The 17,923-nt window shown below is 49.7% G+C and carries 12 protein-coding genes; 4 read left to right on the forward strand and 8 right to left on the reverse strand.

The genetic code is table 11. The annotated features are described in order from the left end of the window. Positions 1–47 precede the first annotated feature (47 nt). From J3B89_RS06695 to J3B89_RS06705, 3 genes are all read right to left on the reverse strand, one after another. A complete protein-coding gene (locus J3B89_RS06695; protein WP_349814197.1) occupies positions 48–2,468 on the reverse strand; it encodes a glycoside hydrolase family 2 TIM barrel-domain containing protein in 2,421 nt (806 codons plus the stop codon). 79 nt (positions 2,469–2,547) lie between these two features. Further along, positions 2,548–3,255 (reverse strand): SDR family NAD(P)-dependent oxidoreductase, encoded by a 708-nt coding sequence (locus J3B89_RS06700; protein WP_215396736.1) that lies wholly within the window; start codon positions 3,253–3,255, stop codon positions 2,548–2,550. Between the two features lie 56 nt (positions 3,256–3,311). After that, positions 3,312–5,975: a TonB-dependent receptor gene (locus tag J3B89_RS06705; protein WP_215396737.1), complete on the reverse strand. Its 2,664-nt coding sequence runs from the start codon at positions 5,973–5,975 to the stop codon at positions 3,312–3,314. A gap of 618 nt (positions 5,976–6,593) precedes the next feature. Between J3B89_RS06705 and xdp1 the strand changes: the two genes are divergently transcribed. Next, entirely contained in the window at positions 6,594–7,337 is a 744-nt protein-coding gene (gene xdp1 / locus J3B89_RS06710; protein WP_215396738.1) for an exosortase-dependent surface protein XDP1, read from the forward strand. 227 nt (positions 7,338–7,564) lie between these two features. Here the strand turns inward: xdp1 and J3B89_RS06715 are convergent, their stop codons facing one another. The 5 genes from J3B89_RS06715 to J3B89_RS06735 form a co-directional block, all read right to left on the reverse strand. After that, a complete protein-coding gene (locus J3B89_RS06715; protein ID WP_215396739.1) occupies positions 7,565–8,836 on the reverse strand; it encodes an ammonium transporter in 1,272 nt (423 codons plus the stop codon). A gap of 12 nt (positions 8,837–8,848) precedes the next feature. After that, a complete protein-coding gene (gene glnK, locus J3B89_RS06720; RefSeq protein WP_027672351.1) occupies positions 8,849–9,187 on the reverse strand; it encodes a P-II family nitrogen regulator in 339 nt (112 codons plus the stop codon). Between the two features lie 175 nt (positions 9,188–9,362). After that, entirely contained in the window at positions 9,363–9,752 is a 390-nt protein-coding gene (locus tag J3B89_RS06725) for a YacL family protein (protein ID WP_215396740.1), read from the reverse strand. Between the two features lie 263 nt (positions 9,753–10,015). Beyond that, complete coding sequence (acnB, locus tag J3B89_RS06730) at positions 10,016–12,613, reverse strand: bifunctional aconitate hydratase 2/2-methylisocitrate dehydratase (protein ID WP_215396741.1); 2,598 nt, start codon at positions 12,611–12,613, stop codon at positions 10,016–10,018. A 517-nt stretch (positions 12,614–13,130) separates the two neighbouring features. Further along, positions 13,131–15,212, reverse strand: coding sequence for a M13 family metallopeptidase (locus J3B89_RS06735; protein ID WP_215396742.1), 2,082 nt, complete (start codon positions 15,210–15,212; stop codon positions 13,131–13,133). Between the two features lie 149 nt (positions 15,213–15,361). Here J3B89_RS06735 and J3B89_RS06740 point away from each other — a divergent pair, with 149 nt between their 5' ends. From J3B89_RS06740 to J3B89_RS06750, 3 genes are read left to right on the forward strand one after another with little or no spacing between them, the layout of a single operon-like run. Continuing rightward, positions 15,362–16,336: a DUF2157 domain-containing protein gene (locus tag J3B89_RS06740; RefSeq protein ID WP_215396743.1), complete on the forward strand. Its 975-nt coding sequence runs from the start codon at positions 15,362–15,364 to the stop codon at positions 16,334–16,336. Beyond that, positions 16,333–17,373, forward strand: a complete 1,041-nt coding sequence (locus J3B89_RS06745) for a DUF4401 domain-containing protein (protein ID WP_215396744.1) — start codon at positions 16,333–16,335, stop codon at positions 17,371–17,373. The genes J3B89_RS06740 and J3B89_RS06745 overlap by 4 nt, the downstream gene beginning before the upstream one ends. Continuing rightward, positions 17,370–17,864 carry a GDYXXLXY domain-containing protein gene (locus J3B89_RS06750; RefSeq protein ID WP_215396745.1) on the forward strand — a complete coding sequence of 165 codons (495 nt, stop codon included), beginning with the start codon at positions 17,370–17,372 and terminating at the stop codon, positions 17,862–17,864. Before J3B89_RS06745 ends, J3B89_RS06750 begins: the two co-directional genes overlap by 4 nt. The last annotated feature ends 59 nt before the right edge of the window (positions 17,865–17,923 follow it).

Consider the following 17,923-nt stretch of genomic DNA (forward strand, 5'->3'; position numbering starts at 1 on the left):
CTGCAACTGTGTTATTCAATAAGTTCTGGCTGCCTGGCAGCCGGGGGTTATTCTGTCTTCGCAGCGTTATCTGCCATCAGGGCCAGTTCGCTGCTGACAATATTAAAATCATCGCTGTAAGCACTGATAGCCGCGCCTTGCAGCGAATCGCCAATCCGTACTAATACTGCGGCTTTGCCCTGCTCTGTCAGCACCGGCTCCGGGTTAACCAGATGGATATCTCCGGCCAGGCTGAATTTAATCTGCTTGTCGTTTAACGGCACCAGGTTGCCCTGGCTGTCGGTGAGCTCAGCATACACAAATACCAGGTCGTTAACGCCGGTTTGCGGTGCCATGCCACTGCTGTCCAGTGCTAAACGCAATGCCGCCACGTCACCCGGCGTAGTAACGCTGTGCTGTGCTACCGGCTGGTTATTAATAAAGGCTTTGGCGCTTAATGTGCCGGGCGTAAATTGTTTTACGTCAAACTCAAACGGCGGATGTGGTAAATGCGTAGCAAAGGGGCCTGTTGCCGGTTTTTGCCGCGCAATCAGGTTGTCGTTCAGCCACAGCTCTACCTCATCGGCATTACTGAATACCCGCACCTTAGTTGATGAGCCTTCGCGCCACTCACTGGCAATATGCACCATAGGGCCGGACGCGTAGTTGTCGGATATTTGCTTAGCACTGCGCTGGCTTTGAAAAAAGTAATAGCTGTATTTGGGTAAGCGGTACAGGTTCATAACGCCGGATGCTTCCAGATCATCGGCATAACCACGGTTGTAATCGAACATTACCCAGTAGCCATCGGCAAAGGCTGGTGTAGTCAGGTTGTCGTTGTGTGCTTCTTGCAGGTTTAGGGCCTGCTGCAGTAAACGTGCTTCACCGTGGCGCAGTAACTGGCGGCTGGTGCGCTCTTCTTCTTTTAGATCGGCCCAGCTGTCTTGCTGTAACCCGGCGTTTTGCGCGTAGTATTCCCAGTCGCCATACTCAGACACGTTATACGGCTGGGTCGGGGTTTCGTAGTGCATTTGCCGGTGCTGGCGTGCCTGTAAATACATATCAAAACCGTGCTGCCAACCGGCAGAATAGGCACCGGGATATTCCTGCTTTACTGTGTTGTGCAGTGTGGCAACAAAATTGTCCGGCATATCAGATTCATTCAGCGAGCATTCCCACGCCAATACACTGGCATGATTGCGATCACGGCGGATCATATCGCGGCAGCTCTGTATAATTTGCTGTTCAAACGCTGGTTCTGCCGAGTAATACTGCCAGCCCAGAATAGCATCAATCAGCACCAGCCCCAGCTCGTCGGCGGCGGCCATAAAGGCCGGTGAATGCGGGTAATGCGACAGGCGCACATAATCAAAGCCGGCTGATTTGATCTTTACCGCGTCGCGGTAATCGGCAGCAGCAGAGGTAGCATAGCCTACATGCGGATATTCCTGATGCCGGTTAACACCGCGCAAAAAAGTGACTTCGCCGTTAATCAGTAACTGATGCTGTGCATTAAAAGCAAAGCTGCGGATACCCAGCCGGGTGTGTTGTTGCTGCAGTAATTTACCATTCAGATACAACGAGGTGCGTAATTGGTACAAATGCGGGCTGGCCGGATGCCACAGTTTCGGCGCATTAACAATAAGCTGTTGTTGTATATGCTCTGCGCCACCTGCGGCTAAATGGCCGTTTGTTAAATGGCTGCTGTCGCTGCTCACCTCTGCTACCAACTGATCCTGATAATACAGTTGCTGGCGCAGCACCGGCTGTTGGCTTTCACTGTAGCGGTTAACCAGATGGGTTTGAATATTCAGTGTAGCCTGCTCTGTGCTTACTTGCGGATATGTCACAAAAATACCGCCACCGGCAGTTTCATCCGCCAGCATTTCATCACTGATATGCAGCGCATCTCTTACCAGTAAATTTACATCGCGGTACAGGCCACCATAGGTATTAAAATCCAGCAACGCTAATGGCTTAGGCCCGGTAACCGGGTTGTCGCGGTTATCCAGCCTTACCTGCAGCAGGTTGTCCCGGCCCGGTACTAACTTTTCAGTTAAATCCAGCGTAAAGGGTAAATAGCCACCCAGGTGATGGCCAATTTGCTCGCCGTTTAAAAATACTTCTGCCACGTTCATAGCCGCTTCAAAGCGCAGCAAAACTACTTTGCCCTGCCAATCGGCCTGCCAGTTCAGGGTTTTCTGATACCAGGCAATACCCTGCCATTGGTTATTTACCAGCATAGGTTCTATTTGCGGCGTATGCGGCAACGACACGGCTTGCCAGTCAGCACTTGCTGGCATGGCATCAGCAGCGCTGGCTTTGGCAAACAGCCAGTCTTTATTCAGGTTTATCCGTTGGCTGACCGCTTGCTGCTCTGCTTCAGCTTTCACCAGCGGCCGGGCGCTTTGCTGCTCTGGCTCAGTAGTTTTACTGCAACCTTGCAGCACGGTTAAGGCGATACATAAAAAGAAAAATGAAAACTTCACCCGCTTGGTATCCTTCTGAAATTGGTTTACTGATAAAAGCCTTTGGCCGGCAAAAACGTGTAAGCAAAAAAGCCGTTAGCTAACAAAAGTTCTGCTCGCTTTGCGGCCGCATGACCAGCTCATGTAAATGCACCTTGGGCGCCGTCAACAACATACTGATAGCAGCATCTGCTACCTCGTCTGCCGATAAGTAATCGGGGTTAGCGTTGGCGCGAAACGCGGTATTCACCCCACCCGGATACAGCGACAGCACTTTTACACCGCTGTTATGCAACTCTTTGCGCAGCACCTTGCTGTAGCTGTCAAGCGCGGTTTTACTGGCGCTGTACGACGCCAGATTAGCATTGGCAAACAAACACACCGTTGATAGCACATTTAACACTGCACCACTGCCACGTAAGCGCATGTGCGGCACCAGCTGCGCAATAAACTTAACCGGCGCATAAAAGTTCAGCTGCATCATCTGTTGCAATTCGTGCCAGTGCGGCAGCTCTGCGCGGTGGCGTGCAGTATTCGCCCCGGCGCAATTAATCAGCATATCCACAGCGCCGTTTTCAGCCTGTGCAGCAGCACAAAACGCGGCTATTTGCGTATCTGCATCCGGGCTGTTTAAACAAAAAGCTCGGGTAAACACTGCTGTATTTGCGCCAAGCAATGCCTGCGTTTGTGCCAGTTTGTCACTGCTGCGGCCACATAAGCTAAGGCGGTAACCGGCTGCTGCCAGCTTAACAGCCAGCGCGCGGCCAATGCCGGACGAGGCACCGGTAATTAAGATATGCTGAGCCATATTGCTAAAATCCGTTGCGGCCGGCCCGCGGCAACAATGCAGCAGGCCGGTGTTTTTTACATGGTTAGCTGGAAGCCCAACAGGTAACGACGGCCCCATTCACGGTAATGCGCCGGGCGGCTTGGGTCGTTATCAAAGTAACTGAGCGACAGCTCGTTAGTCAGGTTCTGGCCTTGCAGCATCACTTTAAAGTTTTCAGTAAACTCGTAAGAAATACTGGCATCCACGGTGTTTTCTGCGCGGGTGCGTGTCATTTCAGTGGTACCCCAACTGCCAACTGAGGTATTGGCACTGCGGTAGTTGTACGACACTTTGGCATCAAAACCGGCGCGGTAATACCACAGTGTGGCGCTGCCAACATGGCGTGATAATCCCCCCAGCGGGAACGGGTTAGCTACCGGCGTAAATTCAGTAATATTGGTGTCGGTAAATGAATAGTTTGCATACACACCTAAACCATCCAGCCAGCCCGGCAGCATTTTAAAGGCTTGCTGGTACATCAGCTCAAAGCCGCGGATCTGACCACCGTTGCCATTTACCGGCCGGGTGAAGTCGTATTCAGTGCCATCTACCGTTACTTTTTCTACGCTCACGCCAATGTGGCTACTTAAATCTTTAAAGAACACCGATACCGCAGCTGCCGTATCTTCGTTCCAGTAATATTCCAGGCCTAAATCCAGCTGATCGGCAACGAAAGGATTTAACTTAGCATTACCACCCGAGCCGGTATTAACACCATCTTGCTGGGTATTAAGTTCAAAGCCGGAGCGCATCTCAATTAAAGGCGGGCGTGACATTGCACGCGACAAGCCCAGCCGCAGCTGTGCTTCCTCTGTTAACGAGAACACCATATTCAGCGATGGCAGCAGTTTGCTATAGCTGTGCTCGTCGGTTACCGGTGAGTAATCGGTGCTGTTCATCAACTGATAACCGGAAGAGGTAGAAGAAGTATGCACATAGCGCAGGCCAACATTACCGGTGTAGGGAATACTGCCAATTTCGCCGACCATTTTCAGCATGGCATAGGCGGCGCTGTTGGTTTCTTCTACCCGCCAGCTACCGGCTAAATCCAGCGGCCCTTTTTCGTGCTGGCTGCGATCATCAATACCACCAAAGCCCTGCTGCGCCACCTGACTCCAGTTATTAAAACCGTATAAGTCCGGCGACACAAAACCACCACCCATCGCATAGCGATAGCCGTAATTGGTCAGGCCGTGATCAGCAACAGGTTGCTGCCACCAACTGATAACATCGTTGTTTTTATCGCGATCAGTAACACGGCCGCCAAGCAGCAATGTTTCAAACACGCCCCAGTCAACGCTGCGCTCAAAATCCAGTTTTAAACTAACCATCTCATCGGTCAGATCACGGTCGGTATCGACATTCATACCGGAAATAACATAGTTTTCTGGCTGGCTTATGTAGTCATCAACCCAAATTTGCAGTTGTTTGCCGGTGTTGTTCCAACGTACATCCAGCGGCGTCGGGCCGGTATAATCAGAGGTAATATTTACCCAACGCGATTTAATGCTGGCTTCAGAGTAGCCAACATCGGCCGAAACGGTCCAGACATCGCCGCTCCACACCGTTTTTAAACCGGTGCTGATTAGCTCATTTTCCTGAAACCAGGTGGCGTTATTAGCAGAATGGGCACCCCATAAAATGCCGCCGCCGGTTAGCTGTTGTGAGCCATCGGCTTTAGTGATAATAGTCGGCGCTGCAGCTGAATTCTGATAGCCCCAGTTGTTTGAACCCTGCCAGTTACCCCAGCCGTCAAACCAAAACTGGTCTTCGCGCTCTTCAATATCAAACTGCGAGTAAAACAAATCATATTTCAGGTTTAAGCGGTCGGTTGGTTCCCACTCCAGAATAGTCAGTAAACCAAGGCGCTCGATATTGCCTACTTTAGTGCCGCTTTTACCGCCCCAGGGCGCCGCTTCAGTAATACCATCTTCGTTAATATCACCCTGCTCGGCCGGGTTATTGTTGTATGAATAAAATTCTGTACCGCGTTGTACTGACGGCTGATCCTGATAAGACACGCCAAATACTACGCCAAAGTTATCAGTTAACTTATCAACATAAGCAAAGGCGGCTTTTTTGCCGCTGCTGTCGGCGCCGCTTAAGTCATCGGCCAGATCGTACTGCATCAGGTTGCCGCTAAGGCTAATCAGCCGTTTGTCGCGTGATAACGGGCTAACAAAGTTCATATTAACCAGGCCGGCAATACCACCTTCTACATTGTTGGCCATCGGGCTTTTATACACCTCAACCGAGTTGATTAACTCGGCCGGGAACTGCTCGTAGCGCACATCACGGCTGGGTTCAGCACTGACAATTTCGCGCCCGTTCATGGTGGCAATATTCAGCCGGGGACCAAGACCACGGATAGACAAACTGCTGGCATTACCGCGATCGCGCTCTGCTGCCACGCCGGGTAAACGTGCCAGCGCATCAGCAATAGTCACATCGGGCAATTGGCCAAGATCGTCGGTAGAGATAATTTCGACGCTCGATTCAGCGAATTTTTTCTGCTGTAAAGATTTACTTAACGTAGCACCAAAGCCTCTTACAACTATGGTTTCTACCTGATCCTGCTCAGCCTGTTGCGTTTGCGCTGTAGCCTGCGGCTCTGCAGCCGTTTGTGCCTGCACATTTTGTATAGCCAGACACTGCGCTATAGCCGCAGCCATAACGGTTAATTTGAATGTTGCTGTCATTTCCTACCCCTGTCGATACAACTTGTTATTGTTTTATCTGTTGCCAGCCCAGTGCTGATACCGCAGGAGATAAAAAAATCAGCCTGGTGTAACCCGTGGTTACACTGGGCACTTATCACCTGAAACCTGCTCAACCTGATGCAATGCGGGCTTTTTATAACATTTAAGGTAAACGTTTACCATAAAATTTTCAGAGCAAGTCAGCAATCTGAAGGTAAATACATGAATAAAATACAAATAAATATACAACCTAATAAACAGGCCAGTATCAACCGCTGTAAAGTGTCGCTAACCAGGTAAATTACAAGGTAAACGCTTACCATATTTAAAAGAGAGATACCGTTATAACGTAATACAGCCGTGGCGTTAAAAAACCAGTTGCTGTAATTAGCAATAAAAGCCATTAAAATAAGCATTGCGACGCAGACATTCCTTGTCAGAAAGATTTACAGCGCTGTAGCAGAAAAAGCATCAACCAAGAAGCAACAACATGATTTATAACCAGTTAAATCTTCTGGTATTTTTTTTGCATCACGGCAGATATTATAAAGAATGGCCCGGCTGAATGGATAACACAGCCTCCGGGCGGCATCACTTCATTGGATTAAGGCCATCACTATGGAAAAGTTACTTGTTGCCAGCTTGCTTGTACTTAGCAGCACCAGTTTCGCAGCTACCCAAACCTGGGATTTTGTTGGTAGCGGCGGAGTCAGTAGTCTGAACCGCAATATAGTGCCCAACAGCATCAAGCTCAGCGACAACGACAATACTATGTCGGTGACAATGACCGCCTGGTCTGCCTACAACGATGAAAATATTTTCCAAAGCGAACTGTGGTTAAGTCAGTGGGGCACGCTGGTATTTAACTCCAGAGGCGAAGCGCACTGGACAGACAATGTCGGGCGTTATGAATTTATTTTATTGTCATTTGATCAGGATGTTGAGCTGTCTGGCATCAGTATCTCCAACTACATGACCGACTCTGATATTTCTATCGCAGCGTTTGACAGCAACCCGTTTGAAGGTGGCAGCGCCATGACACGCTGGAGCCAGGTTTCGGGTTATGCATTGTCATCATCCAGTTTTTCCAATGTCGGTTCATCACCGCTGAATCAGTATTATGCATTGGACAGCGGCGCTAATCAGGCTAAAACCACAGCAGGTACCAGCGCCAGTTACTGGCTGATTGGTGCTTATAACCAGTATTTTGGTGGTGGTTTAACTGCCGGTAATGACAACCTGAAATTCAGTGGTTTAACCACTAAAACCTCAAATACTACTCAGGTTTCTGCCCCTGCCAGCCTGTCATTGTTTGCCTTTGCTTTATTAGCTTTTGCCGGCTGGCGCAAAAAGCTGCGTTAGTTTTTGCATGCTAACTTAAAGCACCGCCTGCGGTGCTTTTTTATTGCCTCCAATCTTCTTTGCCAATAAAAAAACCCCGCGCTATAAAGCACGGGGTGTCAGATAAAAAGACAAAGGACAAGGATAGACGTAGTTTGGTGGTGACGTTCAGTTCGCGGTAGCGCTACCTGTTGGTAACGCATCGCTCACTAGCTCCCGGGAAGTTCCACCAACTCTTCCCAGGCTGCTTACTTTACCGACGCAACGAACTCAGGGTAGGCTTCAATTCCACACTCTGAGGCATCAACGCCTTCATACTCGGCTTCTTCGCTTACGCGGATGCCCAAAACCAGTTTAAGTACATACCAAACAATCAGGCTGCAACCGAATACCCAGACAAAAATGGTTGCACCACCGATCAGCTGGCCAAGGAAGCTGCTGTCACTGTTAGTCAGCGGCACCAGTAATAAACCGTATATACCCACAGTACCGTGTACAGAGATAGCGCCTACCGGATCATCAATTTTCAGCTTATCCAGACCAATGATCGACGCTACCACCAACACACCACCAATAGCACCAAATAAAGTTGCCTGCAGTGCCGTAGGTGTAGAAGGTTCAGCCGTAATTGCCACCAGGCCAGCCAAAGCACCGTTTAATGCCATGGTTAAATCAGCTTTACGGAACAACACCACCGACAATGCCAGCGCTGCTATCGCGCCTGCAGCGGCGGCTGCATTGGTGTTAAGAAACACTACAGCTACTGCATTGGCGTTGCTGATATCGCCCAGTTTTAATACCGAGCCACCGTTAAAGCCAAACCAGCCCATCCACAGCACCAGAGTACCCAGTGTAGCCAGCGGCATATTGGCACCCGGAATAGCATTTACTTTGCCGTCTTTGCTGTATTTGCCTTTACGCGCCCCCAGTAACAACACCCCGGCAAGTGCCGCTGCAGCACCAGCCATATGTACTATGCCTGAACCGGCAAAGTCAGAGAAACCCAGATCGCCTAAAGTGTATAAACCAAATACTGCATTACCGCCCCAGGTCCATGAACCTTCCATCGGGTAGATAAAACCGGTCATAACTACGGCAAACGCCAGAAAAGCCCACAATTTCATCCGTTCTGCCACAGCACCGGAAACAATAGACATGGCAGTCGCAACAAACACTACCTGGAAGAAGAAATCAGAGGCAGTAGAATACACTGCACCACCAGTGAAACCATCTTCACGCTCAGCAAAGCTGGTTAGCGTAGCGTCAACATCAACCGCACCGATACCACTTAAGAAGAAATCGCCGCCGTACATAAAGGCGTAACCGCACACCAGATACATAATGCAGGCAATAGAGTACAACGCCACGTTCTTAGTCAGAATTTCAGTGGTGTTTTTTGCCCGCACCAGGCCAGCTTCCAGCATAGAGAAGCCCGCCGCCATCCACATCACCAATACCCCGCAGATCAGGAAGTAAAAGGTGTCCATCGCATACTGTAAATGATAAATTTGCTCTTGCATGATAACAGCTCCTTATATGGCTTCAGCGTCAGACTCACCGGTCCGGATACGCACTGCCTGCTCCAGGTCATAAACAAAAATTTTACCGTCGCCGATACGGCCGGTATAAGCGGCTTTCTGGATCGCTTCAATCAGGCGATCAACCTGATCATCCAGCGTAGCAATTTCCAGTTTGACCTTAGGCAGGAAGTCGACCTGATACTCGGCACCACGATATAATTCGGTGTGCCCTTTCTGGCGGCCGAAACCTTTTACTTCTGTTACCGTTAAACCTTCTACCCCAATGTCAGCAATGGCTTCGCGTACATCGTCCAGTTTAAACGGCTTGATGATGGCACATACAAGCTTCATGGTGTTTTCCTTTTTACTTTTATAAGGCGATTGCACCTTATACAAGGAAACCTTGTGCCAATTTTATTAATTTATTAATTATCATAAACTTAAATTAAAACCGCGATCGCAGACGAAAAAAAACGCACCATAACGGTGCGCTTTTTCCCTGTCGCTGTGCAGTTTCAGCGCAGGTTCAGCCAGCCAGAAACTGCTGCCATTCGCGCAACAGTTTTAGTAAATCTTCCAGCCCGCATTGTGTACTCATGCCCTGCTCGTCCAGCTGTAAATCATCATCGGCCAGTTTATCTTGCTGTCGCTGCGGTAACGGCTCTGTACCGGTGTAAAACAGGGTGTTGTGGCTTAGTGTGACTTCACCGTTTTCCACCTCCAGCAAAAACTCCTTGCCCTGATACTGCATACTCTGGTGTGGTTTTAGCGCGCTCAACTGTTGCAGCAGTGGTAAATATGCCTCTGCCTGCTGGCCAAATTCGTCCAGCAAAAAGCGGCCCAGCACTTCATGCTCGGCAGCAAGCCGGATGCTGAATTGCAGCGTATTGCGATCGTAAATAAAGTCGTATTCCATACTTCTGGTCCATGCAAAGAAAATGGCTGATGGTTATTTGCGTCGCTTTACCCTAGCAGACTTGTATCCCCAATGGGGCGACACAGGGTGTCTGAGCGGACGCACAGCGGGAGCGAGTTACTGTGGCGAGCCCAGTGGGTGGTGCAAGCCTGCTCACGCAAATAATCTATCAGCCTGTCGCTGATAAAATTGTAGCTGCTACGGCTATATTAGCGAGCAGAAAAAAGGCCTGCAGTGGCAGGCCTTTAGCATTACAGGGTTTATTACACTGCTTGCTGAATAATCACGTTATCCGCTTTTTTGGTGTATTGCGGCATACGGTGGAAATTCAGGTAACGGTATGTATCCGCCGCTGTAGCATCAATTTGCTTCGCGTAGTCCATATACTCAGCCACTGTTGGTAAGCGGCCGATAATAGAGGCCACTGCAGCCAGCTCAGCTGAAGCTAAGTATACGTCGGCGCCCTGGCCTAAACGGTTCGGGAAGTTACGCGTAGAGGTAGACACTACCGTTGAATTTTCCGCTACCCGAGCCTGGTTACCCATACACAGTGAACAGCCTGGCATTTCAGTGCGGGCACCTACTTTACCGAAAATGCTGTAATAGCCTTCTTCAGTTAACTGTGCCTGGTCCATCTTAGTTGGCGGCGCTATCCATAACCGGGTTGGCAGCTGGCCTTTGTATTTATCCAGTAACTTACCAGCGGCACGGAAGTGGCCGATGTTGGTCATACAAGAACCGATAAACACTTCGTCAATCTTGTCGCCGGCGACTTCAGACAGTAAGCGCGCATCATCCGGATCGTTTGGTGCACACAGTACCGGCTCTTTAATATCGGCCAGGTCGATTTCAATTACTTCAGTGTATTCGGCATCAGCATCGGCAGACATCAGCTGTGGATCTTTCAGCCAGGCTTGCATTGCATTGATACGACGCTCGATAGTGCGCACATCGCCGTAGCCTTCAGCAATCATCCACTTCAGCATCACGATGTTAGACTCTAAGTACTCAGCAATAGATTCTTGCGACAGCTTGATAGTACAACCGGCAGCAGAACGCTCTGCTGAAGCATCTGATAATTCAAAGGCTTGCTCAACTGTTAAGTTTGGTAAGCCTTCGATTTCCAGAATACGGCCGGAGAAAATGTTCTTCTTGCCTTTCTTATCAACAGTTAACAAGCCTTTTTGAATGGCTACGTACGGAATAGCATGCACTAAATCGCGCAGCGTAATACCCGGCTGCATTTCACCTTTAAAGCGCACCAACACAGACTCTGGCATATCCAGTGGCATTACACCGGTAGCGGCAGCAAAGGCCACTAAACCAGAACCTGCAGGGAACGAAATACCAATCGGGAAACGGGTGTGTGAGTCACCACCGGTACCTACTGTGTCCGGCAGTAACATACGGTTTAACCAGCTGTGAATAATACCATCGCCCGGGCGCAGTGATACCCCGCCACGGTTCATAATAAAGTCTGGCAGTGTGTGGTGCGTATCAACATCAACCGGCTTCGGATAAGCGGCAGTGTGGCAGAACGACTGCATGGTTAAATCGGCAGAGAAACCCAAACAAGCTAGGTCTTTTAACTCATCACGCGTCATCGGGCCGGTAGTATCCTGCGAGCCTACTGTAGTCATACGTGGTTCACAGTATGTACCAGGGCGTACACCTTTTACGCCGCAGGCTTTACCCACCATTTTCTGCGCCAGCGTGAAGCCTTTGCCGGAATCGGCTTTGGCTTTAGGGCGACGGAATTTGTCAGAGTGGCCAAGGCCTAAAAACTCACGCGCGCGGTCAGTTAAACCACGGCCAATGATCAGCGGAATACGGCCACCGGCACGTACTTCGTCAATTAACACGTCAGTTGCCAGGCTAAATTCAGCCAGCACTTCGCCGCTACCATGACGGACAATTTTGCCTGCAAATGGCAGAATATCGATCACATCGCCCATTTCCAGCTTAGACACATCAACTTCAATAGGTAATGCGCCTGAGTCTTCCATAGTGTTAAAGAAGATAGGAGCAATTTTGCCACCCAGTACAAAACCACCGCCGCGTTTGTTTGGCACGAACGGGATGTCATCACCCATAAACCACAGCACTGAGTTAGTGGCTGATTTACGTGAAGAGCCGGTACCTACTACATCGCCAACATAAGCCAGCGGGAAGCCTTTTTTGTTCAGCTCGTCCAGTTGCTTAATCGGGCCTACTGTACCAGGCTGATCCGGGTTAATGCCTTCGCGGCTGTTTTTCAGCATCGCTAACGCGTGCAGAGGAATGTCAGGACGTGACCAGGCATCCGGAGCTGGTGATAAATCGTCAGTGTTGGTTTCGCCCGACACTTTAAATACCGTCACGGTAATTTTATCTGCTAAGGCTGGCTTGCTTTCAAACCACTCGGCATCAGCCCAGCTTTGCAGCACTTGCTTTGCAAACTTATTGCCAGCATCTGCCTTCTCGGTAACATCATGGAAGGCATCGAAAATCAGTAACGTGTGCGACAAGGCTTTAGCAGCAATAGGTGCTAACTTTTCGTTGTCCAGCAGGCTGATTAACGGCTCAATATTATAACCACCCATCATGGTGCCCAGAAGCTCAGTGGCATATTCTGCACTGATCAGGCTGCTTGACGCTTTGCCATTGGCAAGCGCAGCTAAAAAGCCTGCTTTAACATAGGCAGCTTCATCTACGCCCGGCGGTACGCGGTTTACCAGTAAATCAACTAAGGTGTCTTCTTCACCTTTTGGCGGGTTCTTTAACAGTTCAACTAAGGCGGCTACCTGCTCTGCATTGAGCGGTTTTGGCGGGATACCTTGCGCTGCGCGCTCGGCCACATGTTCGCGATATTGTTGTAGCACAGTATGATCCTCTTGGTCGTTGCCGGCAGTCTTGCTACTGCGGCGTCATTTCACTGAAATGAATGGGCGTAATTATATGAAAATTCGGGCCAGATTGACATCAGGCCGTTAACCACCCTACTTATAGTGGGTATAAATTCTGTGAATATAAAACCGGCTGTTATATATTCTTTATTATAGTGGTCAGACCTCATTACTTATATAATAGAGGTTGGAATCCCGAGCCGGGCGCCACAGAGTGTCTGAGCCCTGCCGTAGGCAGTAGGGCGAGTTGCTGTGGCGAGCCGGAGCGGGAATTGCAACCGGCAGTCTAAACTCAGTTACTTCTTACAAATACACAAAAAAGGCCGAGCAGTTACCTACTCAGCCTGTGCAGTGTAGCAGATTTTTATTACCCAATGGATTTCAACATGCACGTAGGCAGCAAGACCATCCATCTCCATGAGCTTAGCTTTACTAAGTGATTGGAGTGGATGGTTGCAGCTAACACCCGTGCATTTTGAAAGACGACGGGTAATTACCAGATCTTAACGCGCTGCTCCGGCGGCAGGTACATCTTATCGCCTTCTTTAATATCAAAGGCAGTATAAAACTGCGGAATATTTGGCAGCACACCAATTACCCGGTAATGCGCCGGTGAATGAGGCCCGGTGCTTAACTGACGGCGCAAGGCTTCTTCACGAAACTTAGTACGCCAAACCTGCGCCCAACTGATAAAGAAACGCTGCTCACCGGTAAAGCCATCCATTACCGGGGCCTCTTTGCCTTCCAGTGACAAGTGGTAAGCTTTTAACGCTACCGTCATGCCACCTAAGTCACCAATGTTTTCACCCAATGCCACCGCGCCGTTTACATTAACGCCCGGTAAAGGCTCAAAGCGGTTGTACTGGCCAATTAACTTGGCACCGCGCGCCTGGAACTGGCCTTTGTCCTGCTCTGTCCACCAGTTACGTAAGTTGCCGCTGCCATCATATTTCGCACCCTGATCGTCAAAACCATGGCCAATTTCATGGCCGATAACACCACCAATACCACCGTAGTTCACTGCGTCATCCGCTTCCATATTAAAGAAAGGCGGTTGCAAAATAGCGGCCGGGAACACAATTTCGTTATTTACCGGGTTATAGTAAGCATTTACTGTTTGCGGTGTCATAAACCATTCGCTTTTGTCGATTGGCTTACCCAGCTTGTTAAGCATGTCATCATACGCCCAGTGGCTGGCGCGCATAAAGTTACCTACTAAATCATCTGCTTTAATTTCCAGCGCTGAATAATCTTTCCATTTATCCGGGTAACCAATTTTTGGCGTAAAAGTGCTGAGCTTTTCCAGCGCAGCCACTTTGGTTTCTTCGGTCATCCATTCCAGTTCTTTAATGGAGATTTCGTAAGCTTTAATCAGGTTAGCAACCAGTTGTTCCATCCGCGCTTTGGCTTCCGGTTTAAAATGGCGCTCTACATACAGCTTGCCTGTCAGCTCGCCCAGCACCTCATCCGAAGCATCTACTGCGCGTTTCCAGCGCGGCTGTTGCTCTTCAACACCACTCAACGTAGTGCTGTAGAAGGCAAAACGACGATCGGCAAAGTTGCTGCTTAATTTATCTGCGTAGCTGTTGATCGTACGCATCGTCAGGTAGTCCTGCCAAGTTTGCAGATCTGCACTTTGCACTACCTTTGCAAAACCTTCAAAGTAGCTCGGCTGACGTACGATAATGTCTGATACACCGGCTAATTTCACACCTTCAGCAAACGTAGCCCAGTCAAAGCTGCCCATGCTGCTGTTAAGCTCAGTGGCAGACATTTTGTTATAGGTTTTATCGGCGTTACGGCTTTCCAAACGGGTCCAGTGGTGTTCTGCCAGCGCTTTTTCCAACGCATAAACCCGCTCAGCCGCCGCAGCAGCATCGGTGTTACCGGCCAGAGTAAACATATCGGTTAAGTACGCTTTGTACTGGTTAATAATATTTACCGAGGCGTCATCATCTTTAAAATAGTAATCACGATCTGGCAAACCCAGGCCGCCCTGGCCCAGATATACCGCATACTCACTGGAGTTTTTGGCATCATTATTAACATACCAGCCAAACGGAATAGCCACACCATCACGTTGCAAACTGGCAAAAAGCGCCGCTAACTGGCTTTTATCTGTTACTGCTTTTATGGCGTCCAGTTGCGGTTGTAGCGGGCTTAAACCCAGCTTTTCAATGGTGGCTTCATCCATAAAGCTGTTGTAAAAGCTGCCCAGCTTATGCTCGTCTGAACCGGCTTTTAGATCTGCCCGGGCCGATACTTCATCAATAATGGCTTTTACTGCCTGCTGCGAGTTGTCATTTAAAATATGGAAGGAGCCATAAGAGGCTTTGTCGGCCGGAATAGCTGTTTCAGCCAGCCATTTACCATTAACAGCCAGGAAGAAATCTTCACTAAACTTTACCGCTGGATCAAAATATTGTTGATCAATACCCGATACCAGCGGTGCTTTAGCTGCAACTGCCGCTGCGCCCTGAGTTGGGGTTTGAGTTTGAGTAGTATCCTGTTTGTTACACGCCGTAAGGCCAAGCGCCAGCGCCACAGAGGCGGCAGCCAAGGTAAGTTTTTTCATTGTTGTTATCCTGATAGGTTCACTTATTATTACGCCGCTTAATACTACTCCGTTGTCTAACTGATGCCAAACCAGCACGGCTACGAAGTTGTAACAAGTTATAAAAACGCTATGATGCTAGCCAGTAAACCATCTGAGAGAACAACAGCATGGACAAATTGCAACACGCTAACCAACTACTGCAATGGCGCGAACAGCGTCAGCTTAGTGCTGAACAGCTGCAGCAGGCCAGCGGCCAGTTTCCGCTTGTGCCAGCCACAGGCTTGTGGCTGGCACAAGCTAACCTTATTTTGTTATTTGGCACTGTGGTACTGCTGGGGGCGGCACTCATTTTCTTTATCGCGCATAACTGGCCATTTATGCATTATTTCACTAAATTTGCTCTGGCCGCCGGTGCGCTGGTGTTATCAGGCGTTGTTGCCATATGCAGCTTACCTGCCAGCCTGGCACAGCGTGCAGCATTACTCTGTGCAGCCATACTGACAGGTGCTTTGCTGGCACTGATTGGCCAGACGTATCAAACCGGTGCCGATATCTGGCAGCTATTTGCCAGCTGGGCTGTGCTTATCATGCCGCTGGTGCTGTTATCTAAAAGCCGGGCCTGTTATTTACTCTGGTTTGTGGTGCTGGAGCTCGCGCTTGGCCGCTATCTGAGCACTCAGTCTGAGTTTTTCTGGCTGCTGGCAAGCCCGCCAATGATACTCAGCCTGGCACTGGCAAACCTGCTAATCCTGGTATTTGCTGAGTTTGCGCTACCACGGCTGGGGGTTCAGGCCAATAAAACGCTGGTTCGCCTTGCAGCATTAATAGTAATAGCGCCGTTAACTTACGGTGCAGGTATAGGTACATGGGATAGCAGCTATCAGGCTAATTTACTGGTGTATTTGCCACTCACCGCCGTGCTGGGGCTATGGTACTGGCGTCAACGCCGTGATGTGCTGATATTAGCCTTGCTGGCCTTTAGCGTAATAGCCGTGGCAACCTCAATGCTGGCAAGCCTGCTGGAAAATGCGGATGAGTTTTTTGCCATGAATCTGTTAGCACTGTTTGTGATCGGCAGCAGCGTTGCTGCTGTTGTCTGGTTAAAAAAGCTACAACAAACTGCAGCAGGGGCAACAGCATGAGCAACCCGATTGAACTTACTACACAACTACAGCAGGCCGGTATTATTGATGCCGCCAAAGCACAGCAACTGCAGGCCGCTGCCAGCCCCTGGTGGCTGCAGATTTTACTTGGTATAGCCGCCTGGATAGCGTCTGTTCTGATTATCGGCTCTTTTTTAGGCCCATTACTGGCTCTGGCCGATAATAACCCGGTGCGTACTGTAGCCGCCGTTGCTTTGCTGGCTGCGGCAATCTGGCTGACCAGCCGCAAGCAGGAATTTTTACAGCAAATGGCGGTAGCCATTGCGCTGGCAGGTCAGGGGTTGCTGGTATACGTTATTTACGATATGTCGGGTTTAAACGATGAAACCGCGCGCTATGCCTGTGCGGTTATCAGCATCTTGCTGCTGTTAAGCCCGCTAAACCAACTGCATCAGCGTGCCAGTCTTAGCATAGCATTGTTGTGCCTGTTATCGCTGGTAAGTTCTGCTGTGCTGCTGGCGGTTGTCAGCAACCTGCTGGCCATTGCTGCCGCACTATTATGGTGCAACCGGGTAAAATGGGCCGGCTTTACTCAGGCGGCTACCATTAAAAGCCTGCTGGAAGTGATAACTCTGGCAGCTTTGGCGCTAACGTTATTTGGCCAATGTTTATTATGGCTGGATGCTGGCAGCTACCTGGGGGGCAAGTTGGATATAGCCCGTGCCCTGTATAGTGCGCTTGGCAGCGTATTGTTAATTTCAACCGTATTCTGGCTAAGCCGGCTGGCTACGGTACCCAGCCGTCTGGTCCTGCTTACAATAACACTGGTGTTATGTATTTTGCTGTATCCGGCGTCCGGGTTACTGGTTAGCACCGCCTTAATGCTGGTGTGTTTTTATGGCTGCAGCAGAAACTGGTATGCGTTATGTCTGCTTTGTATGCTGTTTGCCATTAGCCAGTTTTACTACAGTTTACAGCTTAATTTATTACATAAATCCGGCATTTTAGCGCTTAGCGGTATAACACTGCTGGCGGCCTGGTTATTGTTGCAGCGCTATCAGCGGAGACTTGTATGAGCATTACATTACAACGCCGGGCCATTGCAGCGGCGGTGTTACTTATTCTTGCCGCAGCCGGTTTTGCTATCTGGCAGTTTGAGCAAACGTTAAAAACCGGCCGGGTGGTTAATATTGCGCTGGCACCACTGGACCCGCGCTCAATTATGCAGGGCGATTATATGGCGCTGGCCTACGCCATTGACCGCGAATTGCCCGAAGATGCCGCGCAATATAAATACGCCTGGTTAAGTGTCGATGCCGAACAACGGGCAAGTTTACACAGCCTGAGTAACAGCATACCGCAAGAGCCGCAGCTGGTTGCAGTATTACTGCGCCAACGCGACGGTATTATAAGTGTTGGCCCTAATGCGTTCTTTTTTGCTGAAGGCACAGGCGCACAGTATGAACAGGCACCTTATGGTCAGCTGCGGGTAGATGCCAGCGGTAAGGCATTGCTGACAGGTTTACTGGATGAAAATTTGCAATTATTGGGAAAGAATAACCGCTGAACCGACATTTAGCGAGAACCGGCTTACCCTAAGCCAACCGTTGCAGACCAGGACGGTCG

Origin of the sequence: Rheinheimera oceanensis, assembly GCF_018831085.1 — a bacterium.
Lineage (GTDB): Bacteria > Pseudomonadota > Gammaproteobacteria > Enterobacterales > Alteromonadaceae > Alishewanella > Alishewanella oceanensis.